The sequence below is a fragment of the Pseudomonas mangiferae genome (genome assembly GCF_007109405.1).
GTDB classification, from domain to species: Bacteria; Pseudomonadota; Gammaproteobacteria; order Pseudomonadales; family Pseudomonadaceae; genus Pseudomonas_T; species Pseudomonas_T mangiferae.
On record NZ_VJOY01000002.1, the window covers coordinates 338,655 to 354,012 of the forward strand.

Below are 15,358 nucleotides of genomic sequence, written 5' to 3' on the forward strand. Positions count from 1 at the left end.
CGAGTGAGTATTGGCAAACACGCGGTGGCCGTCAAAGGGCCATTATGGCGATGGCCCTCCCGGCCGGTCCGTGACTGTGCTGAGCATACCGCGCTTCGGCGCGCTGTCATCTGTCGCTGAAAAATACGAGCCGCGTCCGGGGCAGGGAACCGGGACGGGCGCGACGGCCGTTCCTGACGGGTAGTCGGGCAGGGCGGTGCGGAGAATCGCTGCCGGAGAAACGAAAAACCCGGCGCCAGGGCCGGGTTTTTCGAGGAAGCGGGTACCAGGATCAGCCAGCGAAATTCTTCGCCACGAAGTCCCAGTTGACCAGGTTCCAGAACGCCTCGACGTACTTCGGACGCAGGTTGCGGTAGTCGATGTAGTAGGCGTGTTCCCAGACGTCGCAGGTCAGCAGCGGGGTGTCGCCGCTGGTCATCGGGTTGCCTGCGCCGATGGTGCTGGCCAGGGCCAGGGTGCCGTCGGCCTTCTTCACCAGCCAGCCCCAGCCGGAACCGAAGGTGCCGATGGAGACCTTGCTGAACTCTTCCTTGAACTTGTCGAAGGAGCCGAAGGCCTGGTTGATGGCATCGGCCAGGGCGCCGCTGGGCTGGCCACCGCCGTTGGGGGACAGGCAGTTCCAGTAGAAGGTGTGGTTCCACACCTGGGCGGCGTTGTTGAAGATGCCGCCGGAAGAGGACTTGATGATCTCTTCCAGGCTCTTGCCTTCGAATTCGGTACCCGGGATCAGGTTGTTCAGGTTCACCACGTAGGTGTTGTGGTGCTTGTCGTGGTGGTATTCCAGGGTTTCGGCGGAGAGGTGCGGCTCGAGGGCGTTCTTTTCGTAAGGCAGCGGCGGCAATTCGAAAGCCATGGTCTATCTCCTTGTCAGGTGGGGAATGTGCGCCGGGCGCACGGCCGTTCACGGGCGGCCAGGGGCGGTCGGCGGGTTTGTACCCTGCCTGACCGCGAACGCCGGATCATAACACCCGACCCAGGGCATAACCACGCGACAACTGTACGGGAAAGGCGGTTCCCAGAGCCCTCGCTGGGTCAGCCGCCGAGGTACAGCTGAACCGCCACGTAGGCCATCATCAGCGCCACCGCCAGGTCGATCAGCCGCCACGTGAAGGGGCGTGCCAGCCACGGGGCGAGGCGCGCGGCACCCACCGCCAGGGCGAAGAACCACAGCAGCGATGCGCTGGAGGCGCCGGCCGCAAAGGCCATGGGTGACGCCTGGCGGGCACCCAGGGAGCCGATCAGCAGCACGGTGTCCAGGTAGACGTGGGGGTTCAGCAGGGTGATCGCCAGGGTCGCCAGGATCACCGCGGGCCTCGAGCGACCCGCCTCGGCGCCAGCCCGCTGCAATGCTCCGGGATGCACCGCGCGCAGCAGGGCGCGGGCGCCGTATAGCAGCAGGAAAGCGATGCCCACGGCCCGCAGCAGCTCCAGCAGCAGCGGGCTGTCGGTGATCAGCCGGGTCAGGCCGAGCACTCCGGCGGTGATCAGCAGGGCGTCGCACAGGACGCAGATGCCGGCCACCAGCAGGGGGTATTCGCGGCGCAGGCTCTGCCCGAGGACGAAGGCGTTCTGGGCGCCGATGGCGATGATCAGGCTGGCGCTGAGCATCAGGCCGTTCAAGTAGCTGGGCCACATGATCAGCAGGTCTCCCGGACGGTAGCCGAAGGGTGGGGCGAACGGAGGCGATTCATGAAGGGTACTCGTGAGGGGGGAGCCATTACCCTCGCAGGTCACGAGTCATCAGAAAAACGAATCCTGTAGATTGGGCATTAGCTGAATTGATGGAGCTGGACGCGCATGTTCGATTACAAGTTACTGGCCGCACTGGCGGCAGTGGTGGAGCAGGGCGGCTTCGAGCGGGCCGCCCTGCGCCTGGGCCTGTCCCAGTCCGCGGTTTCCCAGCGCATCAAGCTGCTGGAAGCGCGGGTCGGCCAGCCGGTGCTGGTGCGCGCCAGCCCACCGGCACCCACCGACATCGGGCGGCGGCTGCTCAACCACGTGCAGCAGGTGCGCCTGCTGGAGCACGACCTGCAGGCCCAGGTCCCGGCCCTGGACGACGGCCTGCCGCCGGAGCGCCTGCGCATCGCCCTCAACGCCGACAGCTTGGCCACTTGGTGGGCCGAGGCGACGGCACCGTTCTGCGCCGAGCAGCGGGTGCTGCTGGACCTGGTGGTGGAAGACCAGGACGTGGGCCTGCGGCGGATGCGTGCCGGCGAGGTGGCCGGTTGCCTGTGCGGCGCGGAGCGCCCGGTAGCCGGCGCCCGAAGCCAGTTGCTCGGTGCCATGCGTTACCGCGGCGTGGCCAGCCCGGCCTTCGTCGCCCGGCACTTCGCCGACGGGGTGACCGCCGCCGCCCTGGCGCGTGCGCCAGGCATTGTCTTCGGCAACGACGACCTGCTGCAGCACCGCTACCTGGCGACCCTGGGCTTCGAGGAGGACTTCCGCCACCACCTGTGCCCTTCCTCGGATGGCTTCGTCCGGCTGACCCTGGCCGGCGTCGGCTGGGGCATGGTGCCGGAGCTGCAGGCCGGCCAGGCCCTGGCGGAAGGACGCCTGGTGGACCTGATGCCGGGGCGCGGGGTGGACGTGCCCCTCTACTGGCATCACTGGCGCAACGGCGGCGAGCTGCTCGCCAGCCTGACCGACCACCTGCGTCGCCGCGCGCCGGACTGGCTGGCCGTGGCGGACTGAGCGACCGCCACGGCCGCTGCATTGGCCGCCGGCGCCACATCGCCGGTCGGGGGCGGGCTGCTACAGTCGCCGCTGGCAGCCTCGGGGAGACGGCGATGACGATTCTGGTAACCGGTGCGAGCGGCTTCATCGGCGGCGAATTCGCCCGTTTCGCCTTGCAGCAGGGCCTCTCGGTGCGCATCAACGGGCGGCGCGCCGAGGCGGTGGCCGGCCTGCGCGTCCTGGGTGCGGAGTACGTGGAAGGCGACCTGGGTGACGCGGCGTTCGTGCGCGAACTCTGCCAGGGGGTGGATGCGGTGGTGCATTGCGCGGGCGCGGTGGGGGTGTGGGGGCCCTACGCCCACTTCCACCACGGCAACGTCACGGTCACCGAGCACGTGGTGGACGCCTGCCTGGCGCAGGGCGTGCGGCGCCTGCTGCACCTGTCGTCGCCCTCGGTGTACTTCGACGGGCGCAGCCATGTCGGGATTCGCGAGGACCAGTTGCCGCAGCGCTTTTCCGATCACTACGGGCGAACCAAGTACCTGGCCGAGCAGCGGGTGTTCGCCGCCCAGGCGGCCGGCCTGGAGGTGCTGGCGTTCCGTCCGCGCTTCGTCACCGGCGCCGGCGACACCAGCATCTTTCCCCGGTTGATCGACATGCAGCGGCGGGGTCGCCTGGCGATCATCGGCGAGGGGCGCAACCAGGTGGATTTCACCAGCGTGGAAAACCTCAACCAGGCGCTGTTCCTCGGCTTGCAGGCCGAGGAACAGGCCCTCGGGCGGGTCTACAACATCAGCGACGGCCAGCCGCAGCCGCTGTGGGACGTGGTGGACTACGTGATGCGCCGGCTCGACCTGCCGCCGGTCACCCGGCGCGTGCCTTATGCCCTGGCCTACGCCGCGGCGAGCCTGGGCGAGACCGTCTGCCGCTGGTTGCCCGGTCAGCCGGAGCCACCGCTGCTGCGCCTGGGGGTGGCGGTGATGGCGCGCTCCTTCAGCCTAGACATCAGCCAGGCGCGGCTCCGTCTCGGCTACCAGCCGCGGGACGCCCTGCGGGATTCCCTGGACGCGTTCTGCGCGGCCTGGCGTGCCCGCGGCGACGCCTGATTAGCCCCGCAGCGGCCCGGCGTACTGGGTGTAGCGGCGGATCAGCTCCTCCTCACTGGGCACCGGGGCCGGCAGGCGCTCCCCGCTGAGTTCCGCGAGCCGTTCGCCCAACTGGCGGATCTCCGGGTGCTCCGCGGCATGGCTGGCCTGCAGCAAGGCCTGCACCGCGTCCGGCTGGCTCAGGCGGATATCCAGCGCCTGTTCGTCCCGCAACAGGCGTCGCAGCCGTTGCATGCAATCCAGTACCGCCTTGTTCAGTTCCATGGGCATGGTTCCTCGGGCTGGAAGGGAAGCCGGCGCATCGCGCGGCCCGGCTCGCTGGAAAAGCAAGCGGCGTACCAGTCCGTTACGCGGCAGACCGGCGCGGCTGGACGAACGAGTCGGATGTGACGGGGCCGGCGGCTGCCGGAACGGCCGACGGCCCCGGCGTGCGCTGCCTCCCGGCTTCTGCCGGGTGCCACCTCCACGGCCTGGCGCGTGAGCGCCTCGGCGCGGCGCAGGCAGCCATGAAGGCCGGCGCGCGGGGCCGAACGGTGCATCGTCGGAGCCGGGCGCACCGCGCTGGCGCGACGTGAGCGCCGCGACGCGACCCGGTATACTCCCGCCCCACCGCGGTTCCGGACCTCCGAAGGTTTCCCCAATGCGCAACGATGCTCTCGACGAAGTGGACGACGTGCCCAGCCTGACCACCGACGTTCACGACCATGACTACGGGCCTGTCCGGGACGGCCGCGAGCCCTACGCGCCGGCGGCGCGCCCGGCCAAGGCTCGCCGCTCCGGCGGCCTCGGCACCGGCCCGCTGTGGGCGCTGGTGGGTGCCCTGGTGATCGCCCTGGGCGGCCTGGGCGCGTGGAGCTTCCAGCAGATCTCGCTGATGGAGCAGCAACTGGTGGCGACCCAGGAGAGCTTCGCCCGTATCAGCGAAGAAGCGGCCGGGCGCATCCAGGCCATCAGCGGCAAGGTGGTGGCCACCGAGTCCAGCGTCACCAGCGGCAGTGAGGCCCTGCGGTTGCGGGTCAAGCAGCTGGAAACCCGCCTGGCCGAGCTGGACAAGCAGCAACAGGGGGCCACTGGCGCCCAGGACGGCCTGGACAAGCGCCTCGCCCAGCTCGGTACGGACCTCAAGGCCCTGCAGGACGCCGGCGTGTCCCTGGCGGAGCGACTGAAGGCGGTGGACGAGCTGCAGGCCAAGGTCCAGGCCGACCAGGCGGCCCAGGCCCAGCTGGACACCCAGCTCAAGGCCCTGGCGAACGACGTCGCGGCGCTGAAGAAGCAGGGCGACCCGACCCCGAACATCGCCCGCCTGGAACAGGACCTGCTGGTCCTGCGCAGCGAACTGGACGCCCGCGCCGCCGCGGCCACCAGCAACGCCGGGAACACTGCGGAATTCGATGCCTTCCGTGGCCAGGTCACGCGCAACATCAGCGCGCTGCAGAGCCAGGTGCAGAACCTGCAGCACCAGTTGAACGCCCGCTGAACGCCCGGCCGCCCATAAAAAAACCCGCCGAAGCGGGTTTTTTTTGGGGCCGGTTACAGCCGGGGGTAGTCGATGTAGCCGACCGGGCCGTGGCTGTAGAAGGTGTCCGGGTGGGCTTCGTTGAGCGCCGCGTCCTGGGCCAGCCGGGCCGGCAGGTCCGGGTTGGCGATGAACGGCACGCCGAAGGCCACCGCATCCGCCTTGCCGTTGGCCAGCCACTGGTTGGCGCTGTCCTTGGTGAAGCCCTCGTTGGCGATGAACACGCCGCCGAAAGCGTCCTTCAGAGCCGGGGTCAGGCTGTCGTCGGCGGCATGCTCGCGGGCGCAGATGAACGCCACGCCGCGCTTGCCCAGTTCCCGGGCCACGTAGCCGAAGGTTTCCGCCCGGTTGGAGTCGCCCATGTCATGGGCATCGGCCCGCGGCGCCAGGTGCACGCCGACCCGGCCGGCGCCCCACACGCCGATTACTGCATCGGTCACTTCCAGCAGCAGACGCGCCCGGTTCTCCAGGGAGCCGCCGTAGCCGTCGGTGCGTGTGTTGGTGGTGTCCTGGAGGAACTGGTCCAGCAGGTAGCCGTTGGCGCCGTGGATCTCCACGCCATCGAAGCCGGCGCGCTTGGCGTTCTCCGCCCCTGCGCGGTAGGCCTCGACGATGGCCGGGATCTCTTCGCTGTCCAGGGCCCGCGGGGTGACGAAGTCACGCTTGGGGCGGACCAGGCTGACGTGGCCCTTGGCGGCGATGGCGCTGGGCGCCACCGGCAGCTCGCCGTCCAGGTACAGCGGGTCGGAGATGCGGCCCACGTGCCAGAGCTGCAGGAAGATGCGCCCGCCGTTGGCGTGTACGGCCTTGGTCACCTGGGTCCAGCCCTGCACCTGATCGTCCGACCAGATGCCGGGGGTGTCCGGGTAGCCGACGCCCATGGGCGTGACCGAGGTGGCCTCGCTGATGATCAGGCCGGCGGACGCGCGCTGGGTGTAGTACTCGCTCATCAGCGCGTTGGGCACGCGGCCCTCGTCGGCGCGGCAGCGGGTCAGGGGCGCCATGATGATGCGGTTGGGCAGTTCCAGGTCGCCGATCGTGATCGGGTCGAAAAGCGTGGGCATGGTGCGGTCTCCGTGGATTAGTCGAGAGCCGGGGCCGGCTCGGGCTTGCGTTGGCTGAAGGTCGCCAGGGTGGCGATGAGGGCGAGCAGGGCCAGGGAAGCGGCGGCCAGCGGGACTCGGGTGAGGCCGAGGCCTTCACTGAGGACCAGCCCGCCGACCCAGGCGCCGAGGGCGTTGCCGACGTTGAAGGCGCCGATGTTCAGGGTCGATACCAGGTTCGGGGCGGCGTGGCCGTAGGCGACCACGTTGACCTGCAGGGCCGGCACTGCGGCGAAGGCGGCGATTGCCCAGAGGAACAGGGTGACCTCGGTGGCCACGAGGCCGTGGCTGGTCCAGCTCAGGACGGCCGATACCAGGGCCATGGCGATGAAGACCCCCACCAGGGTGTGCATCAGGCTGCGATCGGCCAGGCGCCCGCCGATCACGTTGCCCAGGGTCAGGCCCAGGCCGATCAGCAGCAGGGTCCAGGTCACGCCGCGGGGCGATACGCCGGTGACGTCTCCCAGCAGCGGGGCGACGTAGGTGAACAGGCAGAACATCGCCGCCGAGAACAGGACCGTGGTGGTCAGCGCCAGCCACAGGCCGGCGCCCCCCAGGGCCGCCAGTTCGCTGCGCAGGTCGGTGGTTTCCGCCTCGCGGGCCTTGGGCAGGACGCGCCAGAGACCGATCAGGGCCACCACTCCCAGCACGGTCACCGCCCAGAAGGTGGAACGCCAGCCGGCGGCCTGGCCGAGGGCGGTGCCCAGGGGCACGCCGAGCACGTTGGCAAGGGTCAGGCCGGTGAACATCAGGGCCACCGCCGAGGCGCGCCGATTGGGGGCGACCACGCTGGCGGCGACTACCGAGCCGATGCCGAAGAATGCCCCGTGGCAGAGGGCAGTAACCACCCGGGCGGCCATCAGCAGGCCGTAGTCCGCGGCCAGGGCGCAGAACAGGTTGCCGCCGATGAAAATCGTCATCAGCGTCAGCAGCGAGGTCTTGCGGGACAGGCGGGCAGTGGCCATGGCCATGAACGGGGCGCCGATGGCTACCCCCAGGGCATAGCCGGTGACCAGCCAGCCGGCGCCGGGAATCGACACGCCGAGGTCGGTGGCGACGTCGGGCAGCAGGCCCATGATGACGAATTCCGTGGTGCCGATGGCGAACGCGGACAGAGCGAGAACGAGAAGCGAGGAAGGCATGTGCCGGCTCCTGTGACTGCGGGAGGGTTCGGATCGCTGCATGCGGCCGGCGCTAGAGTTCTTCGCCCAGGCGACGGACGAGTTCATCGATCGCCGCCTGATTGCGCTTGAAGAAATTCCATTGCCCGACCCGCCGGCTGGTGACCAGGCAGGCCCGCTGGAGCGTGGCCAGGTGGGCCGAGACCGTGGACTGCGACAACCCGGTGCGCTGGTCGAACTGGCCGGCGCACACACCGATTTCCAGGGGGTGCTCCTGGTCGGGGAAATGGCGCTGCGGGTCTTTCAGCCAACTCAGCATGTCGCGGCGCACGGGGTGGGCGATGGCTTTGAGGGCTTCGTCGAGGTCGATGGGCATGGCGGCTGGGCTCTGCATATCGCGATGGGGCGAACCTTATATCGGACGTTGACGATATGCAGATCGTTCCGCCCGATAGTCGTCATCGACCCTGCTGATGCGACGCGCTAAGCTCCCGCCATGAATTACCTCGCACACCTCCATCTGGGCGGCCCGGCGCCGGCGCAACTGCTCGGCAGCCTGTATGGCGACTTCGTCAAGGGGCCGCTGGACGGCCGCTACCCCGCCGATGTCGAAGCCGCGATCCTGCTGCACCGGCGCATCGACATCTTCACCGACAGCCATCCGGTCACCGCCCGCGCCCGGGCGCGCTTCCCCGCGGAGCGACGGCGAATCGCCGGCATCCTGCTGGACCTGTTCTTCGATCATCGCCTGGCGCTGAACTGGCACGACTACGCCAGCGAACCCCTGGAGCGCTTCACATCCCGGGTCTATGGCGTATTGCAGACCGAGCCGGCGCTGCCGGAGCGGCTGGGCCTCATCGTGCCGCACATGGCGGCCCAAGACTGGCTGGGGGGCTACCGGGCGTTCGAGGCCCTGGACCGGGTGATCGTCGGCATGCGCACGCGGCTGTCACGGCCGAGCCTGATGGACGGTGCCTACGAGGAGGTGGCCGAGCGCTACGACCGGCTCAGCGAGGACTTCGACGCGTTCTACCCGGAGCTGATGGCCTTCGCCCAGCGCGCCCTGGAGGACGCGTTGAGAACGGTGCGGCGCTGAGGGTCACCCACGGCGTGGCGGCAACAGGCGGCTCAGGCGGGCCTCCAGGCGACGCTTGAGCTCGGCCTCGATCTGCGGCACGAAATCGTCGATCACGTCCTGCAGGATCAGCTGCGCGGCGGCGCGCAACTCGCTGTCCAGGCTTGCCGGGTCGGTGTTGCGCAAGGGTGCCTCGGGCGTCGGCGCTTCCGGCGCCGCGTGAGCCTGGGGCGAACGCAGCGGCTCCGGGGCATGCAGCGGGCGGGCGTCCGACGGCGGCGGGGCGACCACTTCCGACAGCAGCGGAATGGCATCCGGGTCGAAGGTATCGGTGAGCAGTGGAGGCTCGAGACCGTCTTCCAAGAGTTCGCGGATCGATTCGAGATCGTTCAGCAGGTGGGCGGGCGGCGGTGGGGTATGGGAATTGTCCATCGTACGGATCGGCAGCGTTAGAGGCGCGGCAGGCGGTGGTCCTGCAGAGGATAGCCGCGCTCGCGGTAGAAACGGAAATTCTCCCGACCGGCCTGGCGGATCGCGGGGTCCTCCACCACCAGCTCGGCGATCCGCGCGAAGCGCTCGTGGAAGGCCGGGACCGCCAGGGCCAGGTTGATCAACAGCTCGCGGTGGCTGCCGGGGTCGTCGCCCAGGCCCAGGGCCACCGGTGCGTCGTCATCCGATTCCGCGTCGCCATGGGGGATGAAGGCTTCGCCCTTGAAACGCCACAGCCGCTCGTCCAGACGCTCGCGCTGGGCGCCGTCCTGGCAGTGCAGGTAGACCCGCAGTCCCTGGCGCCAGGCCTTTTCGGCCAGGCGGCAGGCGACCGTCAGGCGAGCGTCGGGGTCGTCGGTAGGCAGGATGTAGAAATCGATACGGGGCATGGGTCCGGCTCGTGGTTCGGCAGGGTGCCTGGCCGCCTCCGGCAGGTGCGCGGGGGCGGCGTAGCCGTCAGGCCTGTTGCAGGCGGTCCAGCAGGTACTGGGTCAGCAGGGGAACCGGACGCCCGGTGGCGCCTTTCTCCTTGCCGCCGCTGACCCAGGCGGTGCCGGCCACGTCCAGGTGCGCCCACTGGAACTGCTTGGCAAAACGCGAAAGGAAGCAGGCCGCGGTGATGGTGCCGGCCTTCGGCCCGCCGATGTTGGCGATGTCGGCGAAGGGGCTGTCCAGCTGCTCTTGGTACTCGTCGAACAGCGGCAGTTGCCAGGCGCGGTCGTCGGCCGCGACGCCGGCGTCCAGCAACTGGCGGATCAGCGTGTCGTCGTTGCCCAGCAGGCCCGAGGTGTGGCTGCCCAGGGCCACCAGGCAGGCGCCGGTAAGGGTGGCGATGTCGATCACCGCGCGGGGCTTGAAGCGCTCGGCGTAGGTGAGGGTGTCGCACAGCACCAGGCGGCCCTCGGCATCGGTGTTGAGGATCTCCACCGTCTGCCCGCTCATGGTGGTGACGATGTCGCCCGGGCGGGTGGCGTGGCCGCTGGGCATGTTCTCGGCACAAGCCAGCAGGCCCACCAGGTTGATCGGCAGGCGCATCTCCAGCACCGCACGGAAGGTCCCCAGCACACTGGCGGCGCCGCACATGTCGTACTTCATCTCGTCCATGCTCAGGCCGGGCTTGATGCTGATGCCGCCGCTGTCGAAGGTGATGCCCTTGCCCACCAGCACGTAAGGCTGCTCGCCCTTGCCGCCGCCCTGGTAGTTCATTACCACCAGGCGCGGGGGTTCTTCGCTGCCACGGCCCACGGCGAGGAACGAACCCATGCCCAGCTCGCGGAGCTTCTTGTCGTCATGCACTTCGACCGTGAGGTTGTCGTGGGCCTTGGCCATGGCCTGGGCCTGTTCGCCCAGGTAGGTAGGGGTGCAGACGTTGGGCGGCAGGTTGCCCAGGTCGCGGGTCAGGGCCATGCCGGCGGTGATGGCGCGGGCATGGGTCGCGGCGCGCTCCACCTCGGCCTGCTCGGTCTTGGCGGTGACCAGGGTGATCTTCTTCAGGGCATACGGTTCGGCTTTCTTGCTCTTGTACTGATCGAACTGGTAGACGCCATCGGCCAGGCTTTCCAGGAGCAGGCGGGCCACGCCGTAGACGTCGCGGTTCTTCACCGGGACATCGAAGAGGGCCAGGGCCGCGTCGCCGCCGCCGAGGCCCTTGAGGGTGCCGAAGGCACTGGCGGCCATCTTGCGGAACTGCCGGTCGGAGAGGGTTTCCTTGCCGCGGCCCACCAGCAGCACGCGTTCCGCCTTGAGGCCCGACAGGCCGTGGAGCAGCAGGCTCTGGCCGAGCTTGCCAGCCAGGTCGCCACGTTTCAGCGCGGCGCCGATCGCACCGCCGCTGGCGGCGTCCACCGCCTGGGCGAGGCTGCCGAGCTGGCGGTCTTCGCCGACGGCGACCACCAGGGTGGCGGTCTTCAGGGTTTCCGGGCGGGCGCTTTTGACGAGGAATTCCATGGGTGAGGTGTCCTTCAGCGGGCGGGGCCGGGGTGTCGGCTCCCGAAAGTGATCGGTCGTGTGGTTCGTTCGGTCTCCGCGGCGGTGGCCGAGAGTACGCGGTGGGCGCGAGTGGGCGCCTCGTCGCTCCGACCCGAATGCGTCCGGCACGGTCGCCGAAGGGCGGCCGCCGTCTGGGTGGCGCGGTTGCATCGCCAGGCAGACGGTCGGACCGCCTGCGCGTGTCGCGTATCCTACTGCCGGTAGCGGCGGATGCCCAGCGTCCGGCGCACCGCGAACGCCGGCCCTTCCGCGCGGTCTACGAGCTCCACGGCACAGCCAATTCCGTGACACACACTTCGAATCGCTGGATAATGCGGCCTATTTTTCCAGGCGCCGCCCATTGCCGGGCGGGCGCGGATGCGGTCGGACACGACCGGCCAGCGAGCCTGACAACCCCTGGAGTGTTTCTGGTTTGATCGTCTTCCGTTACCTCTGCCGCGAGGTTCTGCTGACCCTCAGCGCGGTCACGGCCGTGCTGCTGGTGATCATCATGAGCGGCCGCTTCATCAAGTACCTGGCCCAGGCCGCCCAGGGCGCCCTCGATCCGGGTGTGCTGCTGCTGATCATGGGCTACCGGATTCCCGGCTTCCTGCAGCTGATCCTGCCCCTCGGGCTGTTCCTCGGTATCCTCCTGGCCTATGGCCGGCTCTACCTGGACAGCGAGATCACCGTCCTCACCGCCACCGGCATGAGCCAGCAGCGGCTGATGGCCTACACCCTGGCGCCGGCGACCCTGATCGCGCTGCTGGTGGCCTGGCTGGCGTTCGGCCTGGCGCCCCAGGGGGTCACCAGCGTGGCGCGCATCCTCAACCAGCAGGATGCCCTGACTGAATTCGATACCCTGGTGCCGGGTCGCTTCCAGACCATGAAGAACGGCGTGCGGGTGACCTACACCGAGACCCTTTCCGAAGACCGCAGTCAGTTGGGCGGGGTGTTCATCTCCGAGAAGCGGGTGTCCGGTGATGGCAAGGACCGCGGCATCGGCGTCTTGCTGGCCGAGCGCGGCCGGCAGGTGATCCAGCCGGACGGCAGCCGCTACCTGATCCTGGAGAACGGCTTCCGTTACGACGGCAACCCCGGCAGCGCCGACTACCGCGCCGTGCAGTACGACACCTACGGCCTGCTGCTGCCCAAGCCCGAGGTCAGCTCGGAGATCGGCGAGCGCGAGGCGGTGCCGACCCACGAACTCATCGGCAGCGATAACCCGCGCTACCAGGCCGAGCTGCAGTGGCGCATGTCGATTCCGCTGCTGGTCTTCATCGTCACCCTGCTGGCGGTTCCCCTGGCCCGGGTCAATCCGCGCCAGGGTCGTTTCCTCAAGCTGCTGCCGGCGGTGCTGCTGTACATGGGCTATCTCGCCCTGTTGATCGCCGCCCGCGGCCAGCTGGACAAGGGCAAGCTGCCCATGGCCCTCGGCCTGTGGTGGGTGCACGTGCTGTTCCTGCTGATCGGCCTGCTGTTGCTCTACTGGGAGCCCTTGCGGCTGAAATGGGCGGCTCGCCGCGCGCGGGAGGTGGCCCATGGCTAAGCTCGACCGATACATCGGCACCAACGTCTTCTTCAGCATCCTCGCCGTGCTGGGGGTGATCCTCGGCCTTGCGCTGCTGTTCGCCTTCATCGACGAACTGGGCGACATCTCCGAATCCTATGGCCTGAAACAGGTGATTTGGTACGTAGTGCTCACTGCGCCGCGCCGCGCCTACGACATGTTGCCGATGGCGGCTCTCATCGGCGCCCTGATCGGCCTCGGCAGCCTGGCCAGCAGCAGCGAACTCACCGTCATGCGCGCTGCCGGCGTGTCTGTCGGGCGGATCGTCTGGGCGGTGATGAAGCCCCTGCTGGTATTGATGCTGGCCGGCGTGATGGTGGGCGAGTACCTGGCGCCTTGGAGCGAGAACATCGCCCAGGCCGACCGCGCCCTGGCCCAAGGTAGCGGCGACGCCCAGAGCTCCAAGCATGGCCTCTGGCACCGCCAGGGCCACGAGTACGTGCACATCAATGCCGTGCAGCCCAGCGGGCTGTTGTTCGGCGTCACCCGCTACACCTTCGACGATCAGCGCCACATGCTGTCCGCCAGTTTCGCCCGCAAGGCCACTTACCAGGCCGATCACTGGCAACTGGACGACGTCACCACGACCTTCTTCCGCGAGCGCCGTACCGAAGTGGTCAACGCGCCCAGCGAGCGCTGGGACATCGAGCTGCAGCCGCAGCTGCTCAGCACCGTGGTAATGGAGCCCGAGGCCCTATCCATCACTGGACTGTGGCGCTATATCCACTACCTCGCCGACCAGGGCCTGCACAACGGCCGCTATTGGCTGGCGTTCTGGGCGAAGCTGCTGCAGCCGCTGGTCACCGGGGCCCTGGTGCTGATGGCGATTTCCTTCATCTTCGGGCCGCTGCGCTCGGTGACCCTGGGGCAGCGGGTCTTCACCGGCGTGGTGATCGGCTTCGTGGTGCGCATCAGCCAGGACCTGCTGGGCCCCTCCAGCCTGGTGTTCGGCTTCTCGCCCCTGCTGGCGGTGCTGATCCCTGCGACGGTCTGCGCGCTGGCCGGCGTCTGGCTGCTACGACGCGCCGGCTGAGATGAAAAAGCCGTCCCGAAGGACGGCTTTTTTCATTTCTTGTGGATGTTCTTCGGCAACTGCACCACGACGCTGTCCGAATAGCGATCGTGCCAGGTGCGTCGATGGCGATCCCATAGCATCCAGAGTAATCCCAGCCCCAGGCAGGCCCAGGACGCCATGGCCACCAGGAAGCGCAGCAGCGCCTGCCAGAGATCGATGGCCGTGCCGTCGGCGTTCTGGAGACGGATGCCCCACACCTGCATGCCCAGGGTCTGGCCGTTCTTGGTCCAGAACAGAGTGAAGAAGCCAAACACGCTGAACAGCAGCAGGCTGGCGAGCAGCGGGTCGTGGTCCAGCGCGCCGGCGTCCGCCAGCGCCTTGAGCTGGTCGCTGCCATAGATCAGGCGCAGCAGGAACTGCTGGTAGAACAGGGTGACCACCATCATCAGGGCGACGCACAACAGGCCGTCGTAGAACATCGCCGCCAGGCGACGGGGGAGAAGGGCGGGGGGAAATTCGCCCTGGGGGTGCAACCGGTACTTCGACATGGCGGGCTCGCAGCCGGGAAAGGCGCATTCTACGAAAACGCGGGCAAAAAAAAGCCCCTGATGTCGCCATCAGGGGCTTTCGTGGCAGAGGCTATTAGCCCAGGATTTGAACCTGGTCAGCCTGCATGCCTTTTTGACCTTGCACTGCAACGAAGCTAACGCGCTGGCCTTCTTTCAGGCTCTTGAAGCCGTTACCTTCGATAGCGCGGAAGTGCACGAACAGATCCGGACCGCTCTCAGGGGTAATGAAACCAAAACCCTTCTCGTCGTTAAACCATTTAACGGTGCCGTTTTGACGATTCGACATGTCTTATTTCCTTGAAACTAGAGTTGATGACAGCCTCTGTGACGCAACGCATAGAGGGCTGGAACTGGTTGCAGAGAGTAAGAGAAGTCGAGCGGGATGTAGCGGATCTGTAGGATCTACTGCACCAGGTCACGATTCAACAGCGACCCATGCAAACACAGTGGGCACACTCTACGCTAACTCTCTGGCAAATGCCAACCCCCGAAAAGCGACGCTTGACAGGGGGTGCGGGGAAGAAAATACACCCGAATGTGTTGCGTTTGTATGGGGTCGACGAGGTTTGTTCGACAGGGTGTGTGCCGAACCCGCGCCTGCTTTGCGCAAAGGTGCGTGCTAGAGCCGTTTCCGGGCTGACCCGAACAGGAGCAACCGCTCGATTCGAAGGCGAAAAATCAGGGGGCGCCGGCCCGGTATTCGGTCATTTGCCGGACACTTCCAGAGGCAAGGCCCGACGAGCGTCCACAATACGATGGAATCTTTCCCTGAAAGCGCGTGGTCCATTGGTCAGGTAACTGACAATGGAGAGCCCCATGGCCCGTAAGCATTTCAAAGAATTCGAGGCGATTTCTTCGGCCTATCCCGACGGAGTCGGTTTCAGGGCCGTGATCGGCGTGAAGCGGCGTGATGCGGATGAAAAGCCGCAATTCCACCGGGTGGCCAACGACCAGTCCTACGCGCTGGCCAGCGAGGCGGACGAAGCGGCCGAGGCGGCGTTGACCAAGGTGGTAGAAATCTCGCCGGAAGGCGGGCTGATCTGGGAAGAGCACGCCGTCTGACCGGGCCGATTCGTCAATAGGCGATTCAGGGTCGAATGCTGCGTCGTAGGCATGAATCGATGTGTCGAGACATTGCCAGCCCGTGGCCAGG

At 67.8% G+C, this 15,358-nt stretch carries 18 protein-coding genes; 7 read left to right on the top strand and 11 right to left on the bottom strand.

Translation table 11 applies throughout. The features are described 5' to 3' along the window. Nucleotides 1–271: 271 nt before the first annotated feature. Nucleotides 272–853, bottom strand: coding sequence for a superoxide dismutase (locus tag FM069_RS03845; protein ID WP_143486958.1), 582 nt, complete (start codon nucleotides 851–853; stop codon nucleotides 272–274). Nucleotides 854–1,032: 179 nt separating this feature from the next. Then, nucleotides 1,033–1,635, bottom strand: a complete 603-nt coding sequence (locus FM069_RS03850) for a LysE/ArgO family amino acid transporter (protein WP_143486959.1) — start codon at nucleotides 1,633–1,635, stop codon at nucleotides 1,033–1,035. A 162-nt stretch (nucleotides 1,636–1,797) separates the two neighbouring features. Here FM069_RS03850 and FM069_RS03855 point away from each other — a divergent pair, with 162 nt between their 5' ends. Both FM069_RS03855 and FM069_RS03860 read left to right on the top strand, forming a co-directional pair. Next, nucleotides 1,798–2,691 (top strand): LysR family transcriptional regulator ArgP, encoded by an 894-nt coding sequence (locus FM069_RS03855; protein ID WP_143486960.1) that lies wholly within the window; start codon nucleotides 1,798–1,800, stop codon nucleotides 2,689–2,691. Between the two features lie 95 nt (nucleotides 2,692–2,786). Further along, the gene (locus FM069_RS03860; RefSeq protein WP_143486961.1) at nucleotides 2,787–3,779 is read left to right on the top strand and encodes an NAD-dependent epimerase/dehydratase family protein; all 993 of its coding nucleotides are present in this window, start codon (nucleotides 2,787–2,789) and stop codon (nucleotides 3,777–3,779) included. Here the strand turns inward: FM069_RS03860 and FM069_RS03865 are convergent, their stop codons facing one another. After that, nucleotides 3,780–4,043: a hypothetical protein gene (locus tag FM069_RS03865; RefSeq protein ID WP_143486962.1), complete on the bottom strand. Its 264-nt coding sequence runs from the start codon at nucleotides 4,041–4,043 to the stop codon at nucleotides 3,780–3,782. 376 nt (nucleotides 4,044–4,419) lie between these two features. Here FM069_RS03865 and FM069_RS03870 point away from each other — a divergent pair, with 376 nt between their 5' ends. Then, nucleotides 4,420–5,256, top strand: coding sequence for an ATPase (locus FM069_RS03870; RefSeq protein WP_143486963.1), 837 nt, complete (start codon nucleotides 4,420–4,422; stop codon nucleotides 5,254–5,256). 53 nt (nucleotides 5,257–5,309) lie between these two features. Here the strand turns inward: FM069_RS03870 and FM069_RS03875 are convergent, their stop codons facing one another. The 3 genes from FM069_RS03875 to FM069_RS03885 are packed head-to-tail and all read right to left on the bottom strand — an operon-like array spanning nucleotide 5,310 to nucleotide 7,895. Continuing rightward, nucleotides 5,310–6,359, bottom strand: a complete 1,050-nt coding sequence (locus FM069_RS03875) for an alkene reductase (protein ID WP_143486964.1) — start codon at nucleotides 6,357–6,359, stop codon at nucleotides 5,310–5,312. Between the two features lie 17 nt (nucleotides 6,360–6,376). After that, nucleotides 6,377–7,540 carry an MFS transporter gene (locus tag FM069_RS03880; protein WP_143486965.1) on the bottom strand — a complete coding sequence of 388 codons (1,164 nt, stop codon included), beginning with the start codon at nucleotides 7,538–7,540 and terminating at the stop codon, nucleotides 6,377–6,379. Nucleotides 7,541–7,592: 52 nt separating this feature from the next. Continuing rightward, entirely contained in the window at nucleotides 7,593–7,895 is a 303-nt protein-coding gene (locus tag FM069_RS03885; protein ID WP_143486966.1) for an ArsR/SmtB family transcription factor, read from the bottom strand. A 120-nt stretch (nucleotides 7,896–8,015) separates the two neighbouring features. On the opposite strand from FM069_RS03885, the gene FM069_RS03890 reads away from it, so the two are divergent. Further along, nucleotides 8,016–8,615 (top strand): acyl carrier protein phosphodiesterase, encoded by a 600-nt coding sequence (locus tag FM069_RS03890; RefSeq protein WP_143486967.1) that lies wholly within the window; start codon nucleotides 8,016–8,018, stop codon nucleotides 8,613–8,615. Nucleotides 8,616–8,618: 3 nt separating this feature from the next. Here the strand turns inward: FM069_RS03890 and FM069_RS03895 are convergent, their stop codons facing one another. From FM069_RS03895 to FM069_RS03905, 3 genes are all read right to left on the bottom strand, one after another. Further along, nucleotides 8,619–9,026 carry a DNA polymerase III subunit chi gene (locus FM069_RS03895; protein ID WP_143486968.1) on the bottom strand — a complete coding sequence of 136 codons (408 nt, stop codon included), beginning with the start codon at nucleotides 9,024–9,026 and terminating at the stop codon, nucleotides 8,619–8,621. A gap of 17 nt (nucleotides 9,027–9,043) precedes the next feature. Then, nucleotides 9,044–9,472: a DNA polymerase III subunit chi gene (locus FM069_RS03900; RefSeq protein ID WP_143486969.1), complete on the bottom strand. Its 429-nt coding sequence runs from the start codon at nucleotides 9,470–9,472 to the stop codon at nucleotides 9,044–9,046. A 67-nt stretch (nucleotides 9,473–9,539) separates the two neighbouring features. Then, the gene (locus FM069_RS03905; protein WP_143486970.1) at nucleotides 9,540–11,030 is read right to left on the bottom strand and encodes a leucyl aminopeptidase; all 1,491 of its coding nucleotides are present in this window, start codon (nucleotides 11,028–11,030) and stop codon (nucleotides 9,540–9,542) included. A gap of 454 nt (nucleotides 11,031–11,484) precedes the next feature. Between FM069_RS03905 and lptF the strand changes: the two genes are divergently transcribed. After that, nucleotides 11,485–12,600, top strand: a complete 1,116-nt coding sequence (gene lptF, locus FM069_RS03910; protein ID WP_143486971.1) for an LPS export ABC transporter permease LptF — start codon at nucleotides 11,485–11,487, stop codon at nucleotides 12,598–12,600. Beyond that, entirely contained in the window at nucleotides 12,593–13,654 is a 1,062-nt protein-coding gene (gene lptG / locus FM069_RS03915) for an LPS export ABC transporter permease LptG (RefSeq protein WP_143486972.1), read from the top strand. Before lptF ends, lptG begins: the two co-directional genes overlap by 8 nt. Nucleotides 13,655–13,686: 32 nt before the next feature. Here lptG and FM069_RS03920 read toward each other — a convergent pair whose 3' ends face one another. Both FM069_RS03920 and FM069_RS03925 read right to left on the bottom strand, forming a co-directional pair. Next, a complete protein-coding gene (locus FM069_RS03920) occupies nucleotides 13,687–14,184 on the bottom strand; it encodes an RDD family protein (RefSeq protein ID WP_143486973.1) in 498 nt (165 codons plus the stop codon). A 94-nt stretch (nucleotides 14,185–14,278) separates the two neighbouring features. Continuing rightward, entirely contained in the window at nucleotides 14,279–14,491 is a 213-nt protein-coding gene (locus tag FM069_RS03925; protein WP_143486974.1) for a cold-shock protein, read from the bottom strand. Between the two features lie 530 nt (nucleotides 14,492–15,021). Between FM069_RS03925 and FM069_RS03930 the strand changes: the two genes are divergently transcribed. Next, entirely contained in the window at nucleotides 15,022–15,267 is a 246-nt protein-coding gene (locus FM069_RS03930) for a hypothetical protein (protein WP_143486975.1), read from the top strand. Nucleotides 15,268–15,358: the final 91 nt, after the last annotated feature.

What these genes read in the sequence shown, in the direction of transcription:
- FM069_RS03880 (WP_143486965.1), bottom strand. Translation starts at nt 7,540, where the DNA reads ATGCCTTCCTCGCTTCTCGTTCTCGCTCTGTCCGCGTTCGCCATCGGC.
- FM069_RS03905 (WP_143486970.1), bottom strand. Translation starts at nt 11,030, where the DNA reads ATGGAATTCCTCGTCAAAAGCGCCCGCCCGGAAACCCTGAAGACCGCC.
- FM069_RS03930 (WP_143486975.1), top strand. Translation starts at nt 15,022, where the DNA reads ATGGCCCGTAAGCATTTCAAAGAATTCGAGGCGATTTCTTCGGCCTAT.
- FM069_RS03865 (WP_143486962.1), bottom strand. Translation starts at nt 4,043, where the DNA reads ATGGAACTGAACAAGGCGGTACTGGATTGCATGCAACGGCTGCGACGC.
- lptG (WP_143486972.1), top strand. Translation starts at nt 12,593, where the DNA reads ATGGCTAAGCTCGACCGATACATCGGCACCAACGTCTTCTTCAGCATC.
- FM069_RS03895 (WP_143486968.1), bottom strand. Translation starts at nt 9,026, where the DNA reads ATGGACAATTCCCATACCCCACCGCCGCCCGCCCACCTGCTGAACGAT.
- FM069_RS03885 (WP_143486966.1), bottom strand. Translation starts at nt 7,895, where the DNA reads ATGCCCATCGACCTCGACGAAGCCCTCAAAGCCATCGCCCACCCCGTG.
- FM069_RS03870 (WP_143486963.1), top strand. Translation starts at nt 4,420, where the DNA reads ATGCGCAACGATGCTCTCGACGAAGTGGACGACGTGCCCAGCCTGACC.
- FM069_RS03925 (WP_143486974.1), bottom strand. Translation starts at nt 14,491, where the DNA reads ATGTCGAATCGTCAAAACGGCACCGTTAAATGGTTTAACGACGAGAAG.
- FM069_RS03900 (WP_143486969.1), bottom strand. Translation starts at nt 9,472, where the DNA reads ATGCCCCGTATCGATTTCTACATCCTGCCTACCGACGACCCCGACGCT.
- FM069_RS03845 (WP_143486958.1), bottom strand. Translation starts at nt 853, where the DNA reads ATGGCTTTCGAATTGCCGCCGCTGCCTTACGAAAAGAACGCCCTCGAG.
- FM069_RS03850 (WP_143486959.1), bottom strand. Translation starts at nt 1,635, where the DNA reads ATGTGGCCCAGCTACTTGAACGGCCTGATGCTCAGCGCCAGCCTGATC.
- FM069_RS03875 (WP_143486964.1), bottom strand. Translation starts at nt 6,359, where the DNA reads ATGCCCACGCTTTTCGACCCGATCACGATCGGCGACCTGGAACTGCCC.
- FM069_RS03890 (WP_143486967.1), top strand. Translation starts at nt 8,016, where the DNA reads ATGAATTACCTCGCACACCTCCATCTGGGCGGCCCGGCGCCGGCGCAA.
- FM069_RS03855 (WP_143486960.1), top strand. Translation starts at nt 1,798, where the DNA reads ATGTTCGATTACAAGTTACTGGCCGCACTGGCGGCAGTGGTGGAGCAG.
- FM069_RS03920 (WP_143486973.1), bottom strand. Translation starts at nt 14,184, where the DNA reads ATGTCGAAGTACCGGTTGCACCCCCAGGGCGAATTTCCCCCCGCCCTT.
- FM069_RS03860 (WP_143486961.1), top strand. Translation starts at nt 2,787, where the DNA reads ATGACGATTCTGGTAACCGGTGCGAGCGGCTTCATCGGCGGCGAATTC.